Origin of the sequence: Ferranicluibacter rubi (genome assembly GCF_011603255.1) — a bacterium.
In the GTDB taxonomy this organism is placed as follows: domain Bacteria; phylum Pseudomonadota; class Alphaproteobacteria; order Rhizobiales; family Rhizobiaceae; genus Ferranicluibacter; species Ferranicluibacter rubi.
In genome coordinates this window covers 318,057-335,229 of sequence record NZ_JAANCM010000005.1, presented here as the reverse complement: position 1 = coordinate 335,229, position 17,173 = coordinate 318,057, and the positions used below count along the sequence as shown (strand labels likewise).

Annotated in this window: 17 protein-coding genes and 1 other RNA gene; 7 read left to right on the top strand and 11 right to left on the bottom strand. The window is 62.8% G+C overall.

The window, feature by feature from the left end:
* The first annotated feature begins 60 nt into the window (after positions 1 to 60).
* Entirely contained in the window at positions 61 to 903 is an 843-nt protein-coding gene (locus tag G8E10_RS12740; RefSeq protein WP_167129356.1) for an aldo/keto reductase, read from the top strand.
* A 116-nt stretch (positions 904 to 1,019) separates the two neighbouring features.
* Here the strand turns inward: G8E10_RS12740 and ilvN are convergent, their stop codons facing one another.
* From ilvN to G8E10_RS12720, 4 genes are read right to left on the bottom strand one after another with little or no spacing between them, the layout of a single operon-like run.
* Complete coding sequence (gene ilvN / locus G8E10_RS12735; RefSeq protein WP_092934325.1) at positions 1,020 to 1,592, bottom strand: acetolactate synthase small subunit; 573 nt, start codon at positions 1,590 to 1,592, stop codon at positions 1,020 to 1,022.
* Positions 1,593 to 1,610: 18 nt separating this feature from the next.
* Positions 1,611 to 2,003, bottom strand: a complete 393-nt coding sequence (locus G8E10_RS12730; RefSeq protein ID WP_343289740.1) for a type II toxin-antitoxin system VapC family toxin — start codon at positions 2,001 to 2,003, stop codon at positions 1,611 to 1,613.
* 2 nt (positions 2,004 to 2,005) lie between these two features.
* The gene (locus G8E10_RS12725; RefSeq protein WP_167129353.1) at positions 2,006 to 2,317 is read right to left on the bottom strand and encodes an AbrB/MazE/SpoVT family DNA-binding domain-containing protein; all 312 of its coding nucleotides are present in this window, start codon (positions 2,315 to 2,317) and stop codon (positions 2,006 to 2,008) included.
* 56 nt (positions 2,318 to 2,373) lie between these two features.
* A complete protein-coding gene (locus G8E10_RS12720; protein ID WP_167129487.1) occupies positions 2,374 to 4,158 on the bottom strand; it encodes an acetolactate synthase 3 large subunit in 1,785 nt (594 codons plus the stop codon).
* Between the two features lie 381 nt (positions 4,159 to 4,539).
* Between G8E10_RS12720 and G8E10_RS12715 the strand changes: the two genes are divergently transcribed.
* A complete protein-coding gene (locus G8E10_RS12715; protein ID WP_343289736.1) occupies positions 4,540 to 6,585 on the top strand; it encodes an ATP-binding protein in 2,046 nt (681 codons plus the stop codon).
* A 25-nt stretch (positions 6,586 to 6,610) separates the two neighbouring features.
* Here the strand turns inward: G8E10_RS12715 and miaA are convergent, their stop codons facing one another.
* A complete protein-coding gene (gene miaA / locus G8E10_RS12710) occupies positions 6,611 to 7,507 on the bottom strand; it encodes a tRNA (adenosine(37)-N6)-dimethylallyltransferase MiaA (protein WP_167129349.1) in 897 nt (298 codons plus the stop codon).
* On the opposite strand from miaA, the gene serB reads away from it, so the two are divergent.
* A complete protein-coding gene (gene serB, locus G8E10_RS12705) occupies positions 7,506 to 8,408 on the top strand; it encodes a phosphoserine phosphatase SerB (protein ID WP_167129345.1) in 903 nt (300 codons plus the stop codon). The two genes, miaA and serB, sit on opposite strands and share 2 nt — an antisense overlap.
* Positions 8,405 to 8,950, top strand: a complete 546-nt coding sequence (locus G8E10_RS12700; protein WP_167129342.1) for a GNAT family N-acetyltransferase — start codon at positions 8,405 to 8,407, stop codon at positions 8,948 to 8,950. Before serB ends, G8E10_RS12700 begins: the two co-directional genes overlap by 4 nt.
* A 48-nt stretch (positions 8,951 to 8,998) precedes the next feature.
* Here the strand turns inward: G8E10_RS12700 and G8E10_RS12695 are convergent, their stop codons facing one another.
* Positions 8,999 to 10,642 carry a DegQ family serine endoprotease gene (locus G8E10_RS12695; RefSeq protein WP_281517545.1) on the bottom strand — a complete coding sequence of 548 codons (1,644 nt, stop codon included), beginning with the start codon at positions 10,640 to 10,642 and terminating at the stop codon, positions 8,999 to 9,001.
* Positions 10,643 to 10,963: 321 nt separating this feature from the next.
* On the opposite strand from G8E10_RS12695, the gene G8E10_RS12690 reads away from it, so the two are divergent.
* Positions 10,964 to 11,182 (top strand): alkylphosphonate utilization protein, encoded by a 219-nt coding sequence (locus tag G8E10_RS12690; protein ID WP_167129340.1) that lies wholly within the window; start codon positions 10,964 to 10,966, stop codon positions 11,180 to 11,182.
* 36 nt (positions 11,183 to 11,218) lie between these two features.
* Here the strand turns inward: G8E10_RS12690 and G8E10_RS12685 are convergent, their stop codons facing one another.
* The 5 genes from G8E10_RS12685 to G8E10_RS12665 form a co-directional block, all read right to left on the bottom strand.
* Positions 11,219 to 11,605 carry an ACT domain-containing protein gene (locus tag G8E10_RS12685; protein WP_167129338.1) on the bottom strand — a complete coding sequence of 129 codons (387 nt, stop codon included), beginning with the start codon at positions 11,603 to 11,605 and terminating at the stop codon, positions 11,219 to 11,221.
* Positions 11,606 to 11,847: 242 nt separating this feature from the next.
* Positions 11,848 to 12,795 carry a protease modulator HflC gene (hflC, locus tag G8E10_RS12680; RefSeq protein WP_165910553.1) on the bottom strand — a complete coding sequence of 316 codons (948 nt, stop codon included), beginning with the start codon at positions 12,793 to 12,795 and terminating at the stop codon, positions 11,848 to 11,850.
* Positions 12,795 to 13,934 carry an FtsH protease activity modulator HflK gene (gene hflK / locus G8E10_RS12675; RefSeq protein ID WP_132662997.1) on the bottom strand — a complete coding sequence of 380 codons (1,140 nt, stop codon included), beginning with the start codon at positions 13,932 to 13,934 and terminating at the stop codon, positions 12,795 to 12,797. The genes hflC and hflK overlap by 1 nt, the downstream gene beginning before the upstream one ends.
* Positions 13,935 to 14,078: 144 nt before the next feature.
* Positions 14,079 to 14,615, bottom strand: coding sequence for a dihydrofolate reductase (locus G8E10_RS12670; RefSeq protein WP_167129335.1), 537 nt, complete (start codon positions 14,613 to 14,615; stop codon positions 14,079 to 14,081).
* On the bottom strand, positions 14,612 to 15,406 hold the full coding sequence (locus tag G8E10_RS12665) for a thymidylate synthase (RefSeq protein ID WP_167129332.1): 795 nt from the start codon (positions 15,404 to 15,406) through the stop codon (positions 14,612 to 14,614). The genes G8E10_RS12670 and G8E10_RS12665 overlap by 4 nt, the downstream gene beginning before the upstream one ends.
* A 349-nt stretch (positions 15,407 to 15,755) precedes the next feature.
* Here G8E10_RS12665 and G8E10_RS12660 point away from each other — a divergent pair, with 349 nt between their 5' ends.
* Both G8E10_RS12660 and ssrA read left to right on the top strand, forming a co-directional pair.
* The gene (locus G8E10_RS12660) at positions 15,756 to 16,634 is read left to right on the top strand and encodes a transglutaminase-like domain-containing protein (protein ID WP_110799177.1); all 879 of its coding nucleotides are present in this window, start codon (positions 15,756 to 15,758) and stop codon (positions 16,632 to 16,634) included.
* A gap of 84 nt (positions 16,635 to 16,718) precedes the next feature.
* Positions 16,719 to 17,116: a transfer-messenger RNA gene (gene ssrA / locus G8E10_RS12655) on the top strand.
* Positions 17,117 to 17,173 lie beyond the last annotated feature (57 nt).

Sequence of the window (17,173 nt, the reverse complement as noted above, 5' to 3'; positions counted from 1 at the left end):
CTCTTCCGTCCGACCGGTAGGCGCCTATATCCCCCTGAAGACACAGAGAGGATGCGCCCGATGAACACGACTTTGCCCCGCACCACCTTCCCGAACGGCACTTCGGTTCCCGTTCTCGGTCAAGGTACCTGGCATATGGGCGAGAGTCCTGCCTCGCGCACGGACGAAGTGTCGAGCCTCAGACTGGGTCTCGATCTCGGTCTGACGCTGATCGACACCGCGGAAATGTACGCGGATGGCGGTGCGGAACGGGTGGTGGGCGAAGCCATTGCGGGCCGTCGCGACGACGCCTTCATCGTCAGCAAGGTCCTGCCGTCGAACGCCGCGAGAGCAAAGACGCTGCGCGCCTGCGAGGACAGCCTGAAGCGGCTCGGCACCGACCATATCGATCTCTACCTCCTGCACTGGCGCGGCGGCGTTCCCCTATCCGAAACGGTGGAGGCGTTCGAGCGCCTGCAGCAGGACGGCAAGATCCGCGCCTGGGGCGTCTCCAACTTCGATGTCGACGACATGGAGGAGGTCGAGGAACTGGCACCGGGCAGGATGTCGACCAATCAGGTTCTCTATAACCTGTCGCGCAGAGGCATCGCCTTCGACCTCGTACCCTGGTGCGCAGAGAGGCGGGTGCCGATCATGGCCTATTCGCCGCTCGACGAAGGCCGTCTGCTCGGCAACGCCACCCTGAAGCGCATCGCCGCCGCACACGGCGCGACGGTTGCCCAGATCGCGCTCGCCTTCGTGCTGGCAACGCCGGATGTCATTGCCATCCCCAAAACCGGTCGGCCCGACCGCATCCGGGAGAATCTTGCCGCACTGGACATCCGTCTGACGGACGAGGACAACGCCACGCTCGATGCCGCCTTCCCGCCGCCCTCGCGAAAACGCCCTCTCGAAATGATCTGAACGACAAGGGCCGCGCCTCCTCACGAAGACGCGGCCCTTGTGCTTGATTCGCTACATGAGGCGGCGGATTCTGTATCCGCAAAACCCGCCTCAAGCATCTGAAAGACAAGGCATTATTACATGCCCTGCGCACCGCGATTCATCGCGGCGATGCCGGTGCGGCAGACTTCCAGAAGGCCGAGTGGCTTCATGACGGCAACAAACTGGTCGATCTTCGACGACTTGCCGGTGATCTCCAGAATGAAATGCTCCACCGTCGCATCAACCACTTTGGCCTGGAACGCATCGGCGAGCCGCAACGTCTCCGCCCGGTTTTCGCCCGTTCCCTTGACCTTGACCAGGGCAACCTCGCGCTCGATCGGCCGGTCGTGGCCGAGCGAACCGGCCCGCACTGTCAGGTCCACGACACGGTGAACCGGCACCAGCCGCTCAAGCTGCGACTTGATCTGCTCCAGAACATGCGGCGTCCCCCGCGTCACGATCGTGATGCGCGAAAGATGCGCCTCGTGCTCGGTCTCCGACACGGTCAGGCTCTCGATATTATAGCCGCGCCCGGAAAACAGCCCGATCACCCGCGCCAGGACGCCCGGCTCGTTGGCCACCAGAACGGACAGCGTATGCTTCTCCGCAATCTCGGTTTCCTTGGCAATGAAGTAGGCCGAGCCGGTCGGCTGTAGATGGGCGTTCATGGTCTGGGTCCGTTTCCTCTAGAGTATGTCTGCCAGCTCAACGCTGGCACTTGGCAAGTACCGTCTCGCCCGCCGCACGAGATCGCGGTCGAAGGTGACGAACGTCGTGGCCTCATCGCTGAGGCAGAGATGCATGGCATCCGCAAAGTCCATTCCGGCCTCGAAGGCCGCAATAGCCCTTTCGGTGTCGTCTCGATCGACGATCACGAAGTCATGCGATGCCATTATCGTTTGAAAGAGCTCCAAGACGCGACTGCGAGAATATTTTGCAACACTGCGGAGAACCCACTCTGTTTCGAGAAGGACAGTGGGAATGATCACGATGCGATGAGACTGCAGGAGCCGCGCAGCAAGCTGCCATTGATCACTGCCATCCTTAAGAAGGATCCGGAAGAGAATATTCGTATCAATCGTTATGGTCGGTCGTCATGCCATTGCCGATTTACGTTTTCAAACCGACGTTTCGCTTCTGCCAGAAGAGCCTCCTCTATCAACGCTTCCGTCAAATCGATTGGAGGGCCTTCGTAGAGTGGTATCCGCTCAAGAAACTCCACCATACTCAGAGTCTTCTTTTCCGGCGCTCTCGTATGTTCCACGGGGACGGCAATCATCCGCCCGTCGCTGGTCGTCAGATCCATTTCTGCACCGGGAGCAAGACCAAGCCTCTCTCGCAACTCGAGAGGCACATGCAAATCGCCGGATTCCGAAAGTCTCACTCTCGCCATGGCCCTCACCTCTCTCGAACAGGACGCCGCCACATTACAGCGTCCCGCCGGTGCAATCAAACCAGCTGCCGGCCCTTGGCGTCGATCGCGGTGGCGACTGCTTCGTCCGTGGCTTCGTCCGGCAGCAGCATCTCGTTGTGCGCCTTGCCCGACGGGATCATCGGGAAGCAGTTGGCAAGATTTGCGACACGGCAGTCGAAGATGACGGGCGCCGGGCTGTCGATCATCCGCAGGATCGCATCGTCCAGTTCACCCGGCTTGTCACAGCGAATGCCGACGCCGCCATAGGCTTCCGCCAGCTTGACGAAATCGGGCATGGCCTCCGTGTAGGAGTTGGAGAGGCGGTTGCCATGCAGCAACTGCTGCCACTGGCGCACCATGCCCATGTACTGGTTGTTAAGGATGAAGATCTTGACCGGCAGCGCGTACTGGACGGCGCAGGACATTTCCTGAATGCACATCTGGATCGAGGCATCGCCCGCGATATCGATGACGAGGCTGTCGGGATGCGCGACCTGAACGCCGATGGCAGCCGGGAAACCATAGCCCATCGTGCCGAGGCCGCCCGAGGTCATCCAGCGGTTCGGCTCTTCGAAGCCGTAGAACTGCGCAGCCCACATCTGGTGCTGGCCGACCTCCGTGGTGATGTAGGTGTCACGATCCTTCGTCAGCGCGTGCAGGCGCTGGATGGCGTATTGCGGCATGATGACGTCGTCGCTTGGCTTGTAAGACAGCGACTTGCGGGCCCGCCAGCGCGCGATGTCGCCCCACCAGTCGTTAAGCCGTGTCTTGTCGAGATCGGCCGATCCGGCATGCCACAGACGAACCATCTCTTCGAGAACCCGCCCGACATCACCGGCGATCGGAACGTCGACGCGGACGATCTTGTTGATCGAGGACGGATCGATGTCGATGTGGATCTTCTTGGAGTTCGGCGAGAACGCGTTCAGCCGCCCAGTGATCCGGTCGTCGAAGCGCGCGCCGATGCAGATCATGACATCGGCATCATGCATGGCCATGTTGGCCTCGTAAGTGCCGTGCATGCCCAGCATGCCGAGCCAGTTGGTGCCGGATGACGGGTAGCAGCCGAGCCCCATCAGGGTCGAGGTGATGGGAAAATTCGTCAGCGAAACCAGTTCGCGCAGCAAACGTGTCGCCGCGTCGCCCGAGTTGATGACGCCACCGCCGGAATAGATGATCGGACGGCGCGCCGTCTTCATCAGCGCGACGGCTTCCTCGATCCGGCGGATATCGCCATCAACCTTCGGCTGGTAGCTGGTCTGGATCGGAACGGCGGAGGGCGGCGTATAGGTGCCCGTCGCAAACTGGATGTCCTTGGGGATATCGACCAGAACCGGGCCAGGACGACCGGACCGCGCAATGCGGAACGCCTCGTGGATGGTGGCTGCCAGCTCGTTGACGTCCTTGACCAGCCAGTTGTGCTTGGTGCAGGGCCGCGTGATGCCGACCGTGTCGCACTCCTGGAAGGCGTCGGAGCCGATGAGCGAGCTTGGAACCTGACCGGACAGGCAGACGAGCGGGATCGAATCCATCAGCGCGTCCTGCAGCGGCGTCACGGCATTCGTTGCGCCGGGGCCGGAGGTGACCAGCATGACGCCGACCTTGCCGGTGGAGCGCGCATAGCCCTCGGCCATGTGGCCGGCGCCCTGCTCGTGACGAACGAGGATATGCTTGATGTCCTCCTGCTGGTGGATCTCGTCATAGATCGGGAGGACGGCACCGCCGGGATAGCCGAAGATGACCTCGACGCCGTTGTCCTTGAGCGCGCGCAGAACGATCTCTGCGCCCGTCATCGTGTTATCCTTGCTCGCTGCATCCATTTCGCTATTCCCGCCCGACATGTCTCGATCCTGTGCTCTGCTTGTTCGAAGGCATAAAAAAAGGCCCCGTCAGGAGCCTTGGTTTGCGCATGGGTGGCTATCGCCGGATGGTTACACCATCCTGCCCATGCGCGATCCCACCACAAGAATGATTGCTTGAATGTTCATGGGGCGCACTGATACCGGCATTCGGCCGTGTCGTCAACGCTTTTTACACCTTTGCCGGGCGGGCGCCCTGCGGCGGCAACAGCGCAAGACACTGTCGAGATCGGCAGCGAAACCGCTCCTTCCGAACGCCAGCGAAATCAAAAATAGCCGAAGAGAAACATCTTCTTAAAGTCCCTCGCTTACATTCCGTCCCTCAAGCGGGGTTACGACGTAGTGAGCAACGAACTTCAGGCCGAGGGCCGCACAGCGGAGGCGGACAGGCGCGACACGGTCGCACGGGGCAATCGCTTCCTCGGTCGCGTCATCGCCTGCAATGGCTCCCGCGCAACCATTGCAGCCCTTGCGGAAAACGGCGAGACGTCCCTGACGGAACTCTGGTCCGTCGGGCGGCTGGTCTCCATCACCGTCGGCGTCAATCGCGTCGTCGCCCTCGTCTCCTCCATGCGCACGAGCGACGACAACTGGGCGGAGCAGCAAGACAATATCTTTCGGATCGACGTGGAACTCGTGGGCGAGGTCCGTGTCGATATCGACGGGCGAGAGGCCTTTTCCGCCGGCATCAGCCAGTATCCCTATCTCGGCGCCATAGCACACCGCATCCGCACCGCCGACCTCGCGCGCATCTACGACACCGGCCGCGGCGGCAGCTTTTCCATCGGCAAGCTGACGCAGGACGAAAGCCTGGATGCGGCGATCCACATTCCGTCCATGCTGTCGAAGCATTTCGCCGTTGTCGGCACCACGGGCGTCGGCAAATCCACAGCCGTGACGCTGCTCCTGCGCAAGGCGATCGAGGCCGATCCCAAGCTGCGCATCCTGATCCTCGATCCGCACAACGAGTTCGCAGCCGCCTTCCCCGACCATGCCGTCGTCATCGATACCGATACGCTGGATCTGCCCTTCTGGCTGATGCGGCTTGAGGAATTCGCGGAAGTCGTCTTCCGGGGACGCCCCGCCATTGCCGAGGAACTCGACATCCTCCGCGATCTCATTCCCGACGCCAAGAAGGGCTTCAAGGGCGACGGCGGCCTGATGCGGCGCCAGACGGAGAAAAGCTCCCTGACGGCGGATACGCCGGTCCCCTATCGCATCGCCGACCTGATGGCGCTGATCGACGAGCGCATCGGCCGTCTGGAAGGTCGCACAGAAAAGCCGGCACTCCGCTCGCTGAAGGTCCGCATCATGGCGGCGGTCAACGACCCGCGCTATACCTTCATGTTCTCGTCCAACACGATCAACGACACCATCCTCGAGACGATCGCCAAGATCTTCCGCATTCCGGGCGACGGTCGCCCCATCACCACGTTCCAGCTGGCGGGCATCCCCTCGGAGGTCGTCAATTCGGTCGCGTCGGTGCTCTGCCGCATGGCGTTCGAAATCGGCCTGTGGAGCAATGGCGGCGTCCACATGCTCGTCGTCTGTGAGGAGGCGCACCGCTACGTCCCGTCCGACCAGTCGCTCGGCTTCCTGCCGACGCGCCAAGCTATCGCCCGTATCGCGAAGGAAGGCCGCAAGTACGGCGTCTCGCTCGGCATGATCACACAGCGCCCGGGCGAACTCGACCCGACGATCCTCTCGCAGTGCTCGACGGTCTTTGCCATGCGCCTGTCGAACGATCGCGACCAGGACATCATCCGCTCGGCCATTCCGGATTCCTCCGTCTCGACCATGAGCTTCCTCTCTTCGATCGGAAACGGCGAGGCGATCGCCTTCGGCGAGGCCGTTTCCGTGCCGATGCGCATGCGGTTCGAACGCATACCGGAGAGCCGCCTGCCGAAGGCGGCCGGCGGGCTGATGAAGGCCGACGACGACACGCCCGCCAATGTGGACCTGCGCACGATCGTCGCGCGGATGCGCGCAAGCTCCGGCGGCGAGACGACGCCATACACGACGAGCCCTATGGGAGCCGGCAGCCTCTCCTTCGGCGACAGCATCGAGCCGCCACCGCTCTCGCCTCGCGCTCCCGAGCGGCACGAAAGCCAGAACCGAGCGGAAACCCCAGCCAGCTCGGAAAGGCTCGAAAGCTATCGCCCCGACATGCTGCCGCGCGTCGAGCCGCAGTACCCGGACCCCATATCCAATCCGCAGGCCGACCGCTTCAACGCCTATCGCCGGCAAATCCTCGGCGGCGAAACCGATCGTCGCCCACCCGAAGCGCCGGCGCCTCAGGCGCTGGACGACCCGTCAGCGTCCACGCGGGCACCATCCCTTCGCGAAAGCCTGCTCAAGAAGCCGCTCGGCAGCTTGATCCGCAAGTAGGCCGATGCCTTATGAAACGGCTTGCTCAAGGCACCACGCGCTCCCAGCTCTCGTCCAGCTGGTTGCGAAACCACGTCATCTGCCGCTTGGCATATTGCCGCGTCGCAGCCGACGCTGTCTCGATGACGCTGTGCCGGTCCATCTCTCCGCGCAGCATCGCCGCGATCTGCGGCACACCGATCGCCTTCATGGCCGTCAGGTCGGGTGACAGGTCTTTCGCCAGCAGACACGCGACCTCCTCGATCGCGCCCTGATCCAGCATCGTCTCGAACCGTCGGTTGATCCGCCGCCGAAGCTCGCCCCGCTCCGGCATCACGACCATCTTCAACGCCCGGTCCGGATCGACCACCATCGCGCCGCGTGTGGCTTGAAAACCGCGGATCGACCGGCCACTCGCCTCGAAGATTTCGAGAGCCCGGACGATGCGTTGCCCGTCCCCGGGCCTCAGCACGGCCGCCGTATCCGGGTCGATCTCAGCGAGTCGCGCATGCAATCCATGAGGCCCTTCCGCCTGAAGGCGGGCCCGCAGGCGCGACCGGATCTCGTCCGGCACATCCGGCATCTCCGACAGTCCGCCCGTCAGCGCCTTGAAATAGAGCCCGGTGCCGCCGACGATGATCGGCACGCGCCCCTCCGCGCGAAGCTCACCCAGAAGCACCGTCGCCTCTCGCAGCCATTCGCCGGTGGAATAGCTTTGGCCGGCCGGCACATGCCCGTAGAGCCTGTGCGGCACGCCGTGCATGTCCGCCTCCGAAGGCCGCGCCGTCAGCACGCGGAGCGTATCGTAGACCTGCATGCTGTCGGCATTGACGACGACGCCGCCATGCGCCTGCGCCAGCCGAACGGCCAGCGCGGACTTGCCGCTGGCGGTCGGTCCCGTTATCAGGATCGTGTCCTGTCCTCTTTCAAGGTTTTTCATCATGGCTCTCGTTGCCACGCTTGTCGCCAATCCGTCAAATCCGGTGCTGAGCGCGGCTCTCGGTGAAAAGGCCGCAGCGGCCGTTCAGGCGTCCGGTCTCTACTGGCTTGCCGACGGGGTTGCCTGCGATATCGCCCTGCGCGACGGCACCGACCCGGCCGAGGCCGAGCGGCAATTGCGCGATGCCGTTGCCGGACAGCCGATCGACGTCATCGTGCAGGATGCGGAAATGCGGCGCAAGCGCCTGCTGATCGCCGACATGGACTCGACCATTATCGGGCAGGAATGCATCGACGAACTCGCAGCCGAAGTCGGCCTGAAGGAGCAGGTCGCGACCATCACCGCGCGGGCCATGAACGGCGAGATCGCCTTCGAACCGGCCCTGATCGAACGCGTCGGCCTGCTGAAGGGCTTGCCGATCAGCGTCGTGGACGACGTGATCGCCAAGCACATCACGCTGACGCCCGGCGGGATCGAGCTAGTCGCAACCATGAAAGCGAAGGGCGCCTATACCGCCCTCGTCTCCGGCGGCTTTACCGTCTTCACGGGCCCCATCGGCGAGCGAATCGGCTTCGACGAGAACCGCGCAAATCGGCTGGTGGTCGAGAACGGCATTCTCGACGGGACCGTGGAGGAGCCGATCCTCGGCCGTCAGGCCAAGGTCGATGCACTGATCGAGATCACGGAACGTCTCGGCATCACGCCGGAAGATGCGATGGCGGTGGGCGACGGCGCCAACGATCTCGGCATGATCAAACTCGCCGGCTCGGGCGTCGCCCTGCACGCGAAGCCAACGGTCTCCGCCGAGGCGAAGATCCGCATCGACCATGGCGACCTCACCGCACTTCTCTACATCCAGGGCTACCGCAAAACGGATTTTGTCATCCCCACCGGTCGCGCATGATCATCACGCAAACAGAACGCCTTCGCATCCGCAACTGGTTGGACACGGATCGGGATCTCTTCTTCGAGATCAACAGCGATCCCGAGGTCATGACGTTCTTCCCATTCCGCCGGGATCGCGCGGACGCCGACGCCCTGTTCGACCGAAACCGTCAGGCCATCGCGGACACGGGCTATGGCTTCTTTGCGCTCGCTTTGAAGGAGACCAATGAGCCTATCGGCTTCTGCGGTCTCGCCATTCCGGATCTCGCTCCGATTCTGCCGATCGGCACCGTCGAGATCGGCTGGCGCCTGGCGCGGCGCCACTGGTCGAAAGGCTATGTGACGGAAGCGGCAAGCGCCCTGCTCGCCTTCGGGTTCGAGACGCGCTGCCTTGACGAGATCGTTTCCTTCGCGGTCGCCGGTAACCGCCGCTCCATCGCCGTGATGGAGCGCATTGGCCTTATCCGCGCTATCGATAGAGACTTCGACCATCCGCGTGTGCCGGACACGTATCCGCATCTGAAACGCCACGTGCTCTATCGCCGGAAGCGCCCGGAGTGATCGTGGGCCTCCCATCGGAGGCCCATCGTTTCCGACGCGATCTCCCGGCTACTCGATGCGCACAGTGACGAAGCGCAGTTCGCCGGTCTTGTTGGAGATCATCAGCAAGGCATTGCGGCGTCCATCAGCCTTCAGTTCCTCGATCCGTGCGGTCACGTCCTCGGGTGTCTTCATGGCTTCCTGACCGATCTCCACGATGACATCGCCCGCCGTAATCCGCCGCTCGGCTGCGGCCGAGCTTTGGGCAACCTCGGTGATGACGACGCCCTCGACATCGTCTCCGATGCCGAAGCTGCGGCGGTTCGGCGCCTCCAGCAGGGCCAGCTTCATGCCGAGCACCTCATCGGACTTCGGCAAATCGGCGGCCGGTGGCTCCGCCTGATCAGTACCTTCCTGGCTGCCCGCACCGCCCTCGCCCTCGCCCTTGGTCGCCGGAGCGTCGTCCGAAGAGCCCGGCGCCTCATCCGTAGAGGCTTCGGCGCTCGCAACATCGGCGTCTTCCAGCCGGCCGAGCGTGACCTGCACGGTCATCTCCTTACCATCCCGGATGACGATGACGTCTACAGCCTTGCCGACCGGGCTTTCTGCCACCACCCGTGGCAGATCGCGCATTTCCGCAACATCACGACCGTCGAACTTGGTGATGACGTCGCCGGACTTGATCTCGCCCTTGGAAATCGGGCCGCCCTCGATGATGCCGGCGACCAGTGCGCCGCGCGGCGTGTCCATGCCGAGGCTTTCGGCGATATCGTCGGTGACCGGCTGGATACGGACACCGAGCCAGCCGCGCCGGGTCTCGCCGAAATCCTTCAGCTGGGTAATGACGTTGGACGCAAGCTCCGTCGGCACGGAAAAGCCGATACCGATCGAGCCGCCGGAGGGCGAGATGATCGCCGTGTTGATGCCGATCACCTCGCCCTTCATGTTGAAGAGAGGACCGCCTGAATTGCCGCGGTTGATGGCGGCATCCGTCTGGATGAAGTTGTCGTAGGGGCCGGCATTGATGTTGCGCCCGCGGGCTGAAATGATGCCGACGGTGACCGTACCGCCCAGCCCGAACGGATTGCCGATCGCCATTACCCAGTCGCCGATCCGCATCGTGCGGCTGTCGCCCAGCGGCACCGCCGTCAGCGGCTTTTTCGGCTCGACCTTCAGCACCGCAAGGTCGGTCTTGGTATCCGTTCCGATCAGCTTTGCCTTCAGCTTCGAACCGTTGGCGAAGTTGACCTCGATATCATCTGCACCCTCGATGACGTGGTTGTTGGTCACGATGTAGCCGGTGGGGTCGATGACGAAGCCGGAGCCGAGCGACTCGACCTTGCGGCCGGGCGCACCCTGCCCGTTCTGGCCCTTGAAGAATTCGTCGAAGAAATCCTGGAAGGGCGAGCCCTGCGGCACCTTCGGCATCGGCGCGTCGTCGTCCGTCTTCACGTTCTGCGAGGTGGAAATGTTGACGACGGCATCCAGAAGCCCGGCAGCAAGATCGGCCACCGAATCCGGGCCCTGCGCGGCGCGTCCCGGCGGGGCGATGGAGGGCGACGGCTGCGGCGGGACCGGAAGCGGCCCGGTGGCCGCTGGCGGCGCGATCGGCTTGGCGACCTGAGCCGCTGCCTCGAAAGGGCCTGCGAAAACGAGAGCCGTCGACAGGGCAAGCGCCGCCGTCCGGGTGAAGCTGGAGCGGTGTGATCCCATGAAGTCCTCGTTTCGGAAAGATATGCCGTCGGTTCGCCGGTACCTTACCGGCAGCACGGCGGAAGGAAAAGCCTCGGGCGTGCCAGACGCACGGTACGGAAGCAGATAGAGGCGAGGCATACAGTCCGAAGTCCTGCACGCCCATGGAAGCGAAGATAAGGCGCAAGCCCCACCCGTCCAGTCATCTTTTCGTTATGGCCCGGATGCGACGAGGCACCGCAGACCATCCGGTGCCGCAGGCCCTTGCGTCGGCACCGCACGGGCGTCATAAGCGGCGAAACGCACACGCAGGCGCGGGGGCGCGCCAGAGGAGATACAACCATGGGCATCGTCGTCAGGGACAGCAACGGAACCGAACTCGCCGATGGCGACTCGGTGACGTTGATCAAGGACCTCAAGGTCAAGGGCACATCCGTCACGCTGAAGCGCGGCATGCTGGTCAAGAACATCCGCCTGACGGACGATCCGGCGGAAGTCGAATGCAATGCGGAGAAGGTCAAGGGCCTCGTGCTGCGCACGGAGTTCCTCAAAAAGGCCTGACCGGACCAAGCTTTGTCGCGCTCGGGGTGATCCCGCTCAGACCATGACCTCATGGCCGTGGCCCCTGAGCGCGGCGACCGCCTTGTCAAGGTCGGAGCCGAGAATGAAGATGTAGTCGGTGCTGAAGGTCGAGTTCGCAAACAGGCCCACACCGGCCGTCGACAGCGGATCCAGCACGGACGACAGAATGCCCGGAATATCGAAGGCGAAGTGCTCTTCGATCCGGAGGCACCGCCAGCCATTCGACGAGATCACACCGGTCGGCACACGCGCGGCGCGACAGACAAGCGTCATTTCCTCCCGCGACGAGGAGACCGACCAGAAGCCGGCGCCCGGCAGCCATTCCGGCAGAGGCGAGCCGACATTCAGCCGGGTGATCGAATATTCGGCTTCAACCAGCCGGATCAGCAGTTTGCGAGACATTCATACCCCTCGATACGCCAGCGCCAGAGAAAAGGCCTTCGACATCAGGCCTGACGGGCAACAAGCGTTGTGGACGTAACGTCTGCTGCGCGTAAGCAGCAGGTCAAACCATTCGGTGAGGGCCGGACATGGGAGATGCGCCGCCCTGCAAGCTTGCCCTGCCATCCCTAGCGCATGCCGTCAAGAAAGAAGGGGCCGGCATCGCTGCCGGCCCCTTCTTTTATCATATGGTTCGTTTTGGCTCAGTTCGCGGCAGGCGTCGCCGGGGCGGCCGGTGCAACAGGAGTGGCCGGAGCCGCGGACGGCAAGGGCGCACCCTGCGAGCTGTTGAAGAAGCGGAAGAACTCCGAGTCCGGCGAAATCACCAGCGTCGTCTCCGGGCTTGCGATCGCTGCGCTGTAAGCGGTCATCGAGCGGTAGAACTCGAAGAAGCTCGGATCGCGCGCAAAGGCTTCCGCAAACACGCGCGTCCGTTCGGCTTCGCCTTCACCGCGCAGGATTTCCGCATCACGCTGCGCGTCGGCCACGAGTTCGACGACCTGACGATCGGCGATGGCGCGACGGCGCTGGCTCTGCTCGTTACCCCGGGCGCGGATCAACTCCGCCTCGGCGAGACGTTCCGCCTTCATGCGGTCGAAGGTCTGCTGCGAGACTTCCTGCGTCAGGTCGGTACGGCGGATACGAACGTCCTGAATGTTGAGGCCGAGCGATTCGGCGTCGGTCTTCAGGTCGGCACGGACTTCCCGCATCATCGAAGCCCGCTCTTCGGAAAGAGCCGACTCGAAGCCGCGAAGACCGTAGACGCGACGCAGTGACGAATCGAGACGCGTGCGAAGTCGGGCTTCGGCGGAGGACCGGTCACCGGACACCGTTTCACGGAAGCGGCGCGGATCCTGAATACGGTAGACCACGAAGGCATCGACCTCGTAGAATTTACCGCCGGAAACCTGAACGCGGATATTGTCGAGGTCGAAGCGCAGGGCCTGGTCCTCGACATACTGGACGCGATCGGCATCCATGAAGGCGAAGGGCAGCTTGAAATAGAGGCCCGGCTCGGTCTTCACGTCCTGGATCTGACCGAAGCGGACGACGACCGCCTGCTGGCGTTCGGTAACGACGAAGACCGAGGAATAGACGGCCATCAGGATGACCGCGAACGCGATCAGAAAATAGGGAAGACGGCTATTCATCAGTTGCTTCCTCCGACCTGCGGGGCCGGTCGGCCGATTTCGGTGAGCGGCAGGTAGGGCAGCACGCCCTGGCCGTTCCTCTCGTCGAGAATGACCTTCTTGGACTTGCCGAGAACCTCCTGCATGGTTTCCAGATAGAGACGCTTGCGCGTCACGTCCGGAGCCTGCGCATAGGCATCGTAGACGGAGACGAAGCGCTGCGCCTCACCCTCGGCTTCCTTGACGACGCGGTCCTTGTAGGCCGCCGCTTCTTCGCGGTTCTGAGCCGCCTGACCGCGGGCCCGACCGAGCACCTGGTTGGCGTACTGGTTGGATTCCTCGACGAAACGGTCTTCGTCCTGCTCGGCGCGCTGCACCTCGTCGAACGCGTCGGCAACTTCGCGCGGCGGAGCCGCATCCTCGATCGCAACGGTGTTGACGGAGATGCCGGCGCCATAGGTGTCCATGGTCGCCTGGATCGTGGCCTTTACGTCCTGCGCGATCGCCTGACGGTTGTCGCGGAAGATGTCCTGTGCCGGACGACGGCCGACGACCTCGCGCATGGCGCTTTCGGACACCTGCTGCAGGGTGTTGGCGGGATCCTCGACGTTGAAGAGATAGGCTTTCGGGTCGGTGACCGAGAACAGCACAGAGAACTGGACGTTCACGATGTTCTGGTCGCCCGACAGCATCAGGCCGGCAGACGACGGATCGGCCGAGACCGACTTGCTGCCGATGTTCTGCTGCTGCTCGGTGACCTTGACCAGCTCGACGGTTTCCAGCGGCCAGAAATGATAATGCAGGCCCGGCATCGAGATTTCTTCCTTCGGCTTACCGAAGCGCATCTCGACGCCACGCTCGTCCGGCTGGACAGTGTAGACGGAATTGATGAGGATGAAGCCGACGATCAGTAGGCCGATGATCGCAGCCACGCCGCCGTTGAAGCCGCCGGGAACGACGTTCTTCAGCTGGTCCTGACCCCGGCGCAATATCTCCTCGAGATCCGGCGGACCGCCATTGCCACGGCCACCGCCGCCGCCACGCGGGCGGTTGGGACCTTGACCCCAGGGGCCTTTGTTTCCACCACCGCCATTGCCGCCGTTACCGCCGCCGCCGCCCCAAGGACCACCGCCGCCGCCGTTCTGATTGCTCCAGGGCATTCATACCTCTTTCGTTACACTCCCACCTCCGGCAATCGGCGGAACCGACTGGGAAGTAAACCCGTTATAGGGACCGCCCCGAGGCCTTTCAACGCGGCGCGTCATAACTTTGGCGTTAACAAGGCAATTTCGTTCCGTTTATTGCTAAAGTTCGAGCGAACCGCTGCCGGTCCGCCGCTGCCACGTCGTGAACACGACGCCATGGCTGTCCTTCTCGCCACGCGGCGGTGAAACCTCGGAAACCTTCTCGAACATCAAAGCATCGATCGCCGGAAACACCGTATCGCCGTCGAGATCGGCCTCGACCACGGTCATATGGATGATGTCGGCGAAGGACATCGCATCGCGATAAACCTGCCCGCCCCCGATGACGAAGACCTCGTCCACGCCAAGAGAAGCCGCCGTCTCCCCCGCCAGCTTCAAGCCGTCTTCCAGCGAACCGACTCGCTCTGCACCGTCAGGCGCAACGGTCTCGTCGCGCGTGATGACGATGTTCGGGCGGCCCGGCAGCGGGCGGCCGATCGACTGCCACGTCTTGCGACCCATCACCACCGGCCGCCCGAGCGTCAACGCCTTGAAATGCTTTAGGTCGGTCGGCAGCCTCCAGGGCATGTCCCCGTCCCGGCCGATCACGCCATTCCGCGCGGCCGCCACCACGATGACGATCCTTGCAGCCGTCATACCGCGATCGGCGCCCGGATCGCCGCTTCGGCCTCATAGCCCACCAGCTCGAAATCTTCATAGCGGAACGCGAACAGGTCTTTCACGTCAGGGTTCAGCCGCATGACCGGCAGCGCCTTCGGCGTCCGGGTCATCTGTAGCCGCACCTGCTCGAAATGATTGCTGTAGATATGTGCGTCTCCCAGCGTGTGCACGAAATCCCCCGGCTGCAGCCCCGTCACCTGCGCCACCATCATCGTCAGCAGAGCGTAGGACGCGATGTTGAAGGGAATGCCGAGGAAGATATCGCCGGACCGCTGATAAAGCTGGCAGGAAAGCTTGCCATCGGACACGTAGAACTGGAACAGGCAATGGCATGGCGGCAACGCCATTTCATCGACCAAAGCGGGATTCCAGGCCGAAACGATATGCCGGCGGGAATGTGGATTGGTCTTCAGTCCTTCCACCAGTTGCGCGATCTGGTCGATATGCCGCCCGTCGGGCGCCGGCCACGAGCGCCACTGATAGCCGTAGACCGGGCCGAGATCGCCCGCCGCGTCCGCCCAATCGTCCCAGATGCTGACGCCGTTTTCCTTGAGATAGGCAATGTTCGTATCGCCGCGGAGGAACCACAAAAGCTCGTGGATGATCGAGCGCAGATGCAGCTTCTTCGTCGTGAGAACCGGAAAGCCCTCCGCAAGGTCGAACCGCATCTGGTAGCCGAACACCGAGCGCGTGCCCGTTCCGGTCCGGTCGCTGCGGTCGGAGCCGGTGTCCATCACATGGCGAAGGAGGTCAAGATATTGTTTCATGATCGGCGTGTCCGCGAACTTCGAGTCCGCATCAGGATAAGACCTGTGGTGCCCGTGCGATAGACCCGGAAATCCATTCTCCAAAGCGAACTGCCGACACCTTGGCGATTTGCGCATCCCGGTTTACATTACCAGCCACTCGCTCGTGGTGCCGTCCTGCAGAATTGGTCACAGGCCTGACATTCATGACATTTATCAATTTCGGCATGACGTTTACAAATTTCGGAAAGACGATGGAACCTTTTATCGTCCAGCGCATTCCCCGGCACCCTCATCATACCCGTCATCCGGGCTACGCCACCTCCCAGCGTCCACCCGGCCTGCATCCTCCCTCTACGAAAGCGCGCTCATGACCGTCCGTTACAAGCTTGGCTGCACCCTCACCTATGAAGTTCGCGAACCCACCGTGTTCATCTTCAACGTCGAAGTCGCCAAGCTGCAGCGTCACCACGACCTAGTGGAAACGCTGACGATCAGCCCCAAGGCCACGCGCTGGACCTATACCGTGCCGGAGGAGCAGAACCGCTATTTCAAGATCGACGTGGCCCCCGGTCCGCTGGAAATCAACTACGCGGCCGAAGTCACTCTGGACGTCTTCCGCGCCGATCCGGCCACCATCAACGAGACGCCGCTGTCGGAAATCCCGCTCGACATCATGCCCTTCCTCCTGCCCTCGCGCTTCGTCTCCTCGGACCGCCTTGCCGCCTTCGCCCTCCGCGAGTTCGGCTATCTGCCCAAGGGGCATGAGCGCGTGACGTCGATCTGCAACTGGATCTACAACAATATCGACTACCAGCGCGGCTCTTCCAACGGCCAGACGACGGCGGATGAAAGCCTGCTGCTGCGCGCCGGCGTCTGCCGCGATTTCTCCCATATCGGCATCGCCTTCTGCCGGGCCCTCGGCATCCCCGCCCGCTTCGTCAGCTGCTATGCCTACGGCCTGCGTCCCTCCGATTTCCATGCCGTCTTCGAAGCCTATCTCGATGGCCGCTGGTGGCTGTTCGATGCCACGCGCCAGGCCAATCTCGATGGCCTCGTGCGCATCGGCGTCGGTCGCGATGCAGCCGAGATCGCCTTCTGCACGCCCTTCGGCCTCATGGACCCCGGCGCCGTGGATATCACCATCGAGCATGCGGATGGCTCGCCCGAGCAGCCCGGCCGCACGATCGACGCCATCTCGACGGATGACCGCATCGAGATCGCCGAAATCGAGCAGGACGCCGCCTGAAGACAGTAGCGCAGACCGCTTGTTGACGAAGATACGAAAGGGCACCCTGCTTTTCCGCGGAGGTGCCCTTTTTCCATGCGCTTTGCCCTTTTCATCGGCTGCGGGAACGCCTATATCAATCCTGCCGTCGCAAGGCGGATATGGCAATAAACTGTCGGTGTAATAAACCTATTGGACCCGGGGGCGGTACCCGGCGCCTCCACCAAAAACCGGCCCGAAGATGTTCTGGAAACGGAGCATCCGAACGGCGAAAGCTCTAAAGGCCGGCTTTTGATGGGGGCGAAATAGGATCGACAAGGGCGTAAAGATCGAACTTTTGCTCGGCATTGTACCACCGTTATCGGGCTTAACAGTAGTTGCAAATAACAACTATGCGGAAGCTCGTCTCGCTGCTTAATCGCGGTGTGACACTTCAAATCAAGTCCTTCCGGTTCGCACCGTAAGGCGGGGTTCGGAGGTACCTGGCAACAGAAACCTCCACTTCTCCTCATATCTGAATGAACGATCTATGCCGCGTGATGGCAGGCTTTGCCTCCGTG

Coding starts and splice junctions, on each gene's coding strand:
- hflC (WP_165910553.1), bottom strand. CDS start 12,795: ATGAATAGCCGTCTTCCCTATTTTCTGATCGCGTTCGCGGTCATCCTG.
- G8E10_RS12695 (WP_281517545.1), bottom strand. CDS start 10,642: ATGGGATCACACCGCTCCAGCTTCACCCGGACGGCGGCGCTTGCCCTG.
- G8E10_RS12660 (WP_110799177.1), top strand. CDS start 15,756: ATGACCGTCCGTTACAAGCTTGGCTGCACCCTCACCTATGAAGTTCGC.
- miaA (WP_167129349.1), bottom strand. CDS start 7,507: ATGATGAAAAACCTTGAAAGAGGACAGGACACGATCCTGATAACGGGA.
- hflK (WP_132662997.1), bottom strand. CDS start 13,934: ATGCCCTGGAGCAATCAGAACGGCGGCGGCGGTGGTCCTTGGGGCGGC.
- G8E10_RS12700 (WP_167129342.1), top strand. CDS start 8,405: ATGATCATCACGCAAACAGAACGCCTTCGCATCCGCAACTGGTTGGAC.
- G8E10_RS12725 (WP_167129353.1), bottom strand. CDS start 2,317: ATGGCGAGAGTGAGACTTTCGGAATCCGGCGATTTGCATGTGCCTCTC.
- ilvN (WP_092934325.1), bottom strand. CDS start 1,592: ATGAACGCCCATCTACAGCCGACCGGCTCGGCCTACTTCATTGCCAAG.
- G8E10_RS12665 (WP_167129332.1), bottom strand. CDS start 15,406: ATGAAACAATATCTTGACCTCCTTCGCCATGTGATGGACACCGGCTCC.
- G8E10_RS12740 (WP_167129356.1), top strand. CDS start 61: ATGAACACGACTTTGCCCCGCACCACCTTCCCGAACGGCACTTCGGTT.
- G8E10_RS12690 (WP_167129340.1), top strand. CDS start 10,964: ATGGGCATCGTCGTCAGGGACAGCAACGGAACCGAACTCGCCGATGGC.
- serB (WP_167129345.1), top strand. CDS start 7,506: ATGGCTCTCGTTGCCACGCTTGTCGCCAATCCGTCAAATCCGGTGCTG.
- G8E10_RS12670 (WP_167129335.1), bottom strand. CDS start 14,615: ATGACGGCTGCAAGGATCGTCATCGTGGTGGCGGCCGCGCGGAATGGC.
- G8E10_RS12720 (WP_167129487.1), bottom strand. CDS start 4,158: ATGGATGCAGCGAGCAAGGATAACACGATGACGGGCGCAGAGATCGTT.
- G8E10_RS12685 (WP_167129338.1), bottom strand. CDS start 11,605: ATGTCTCGCAAACTGCTGATCCGGCTGGTTGAAGCCGAATATTCGATC.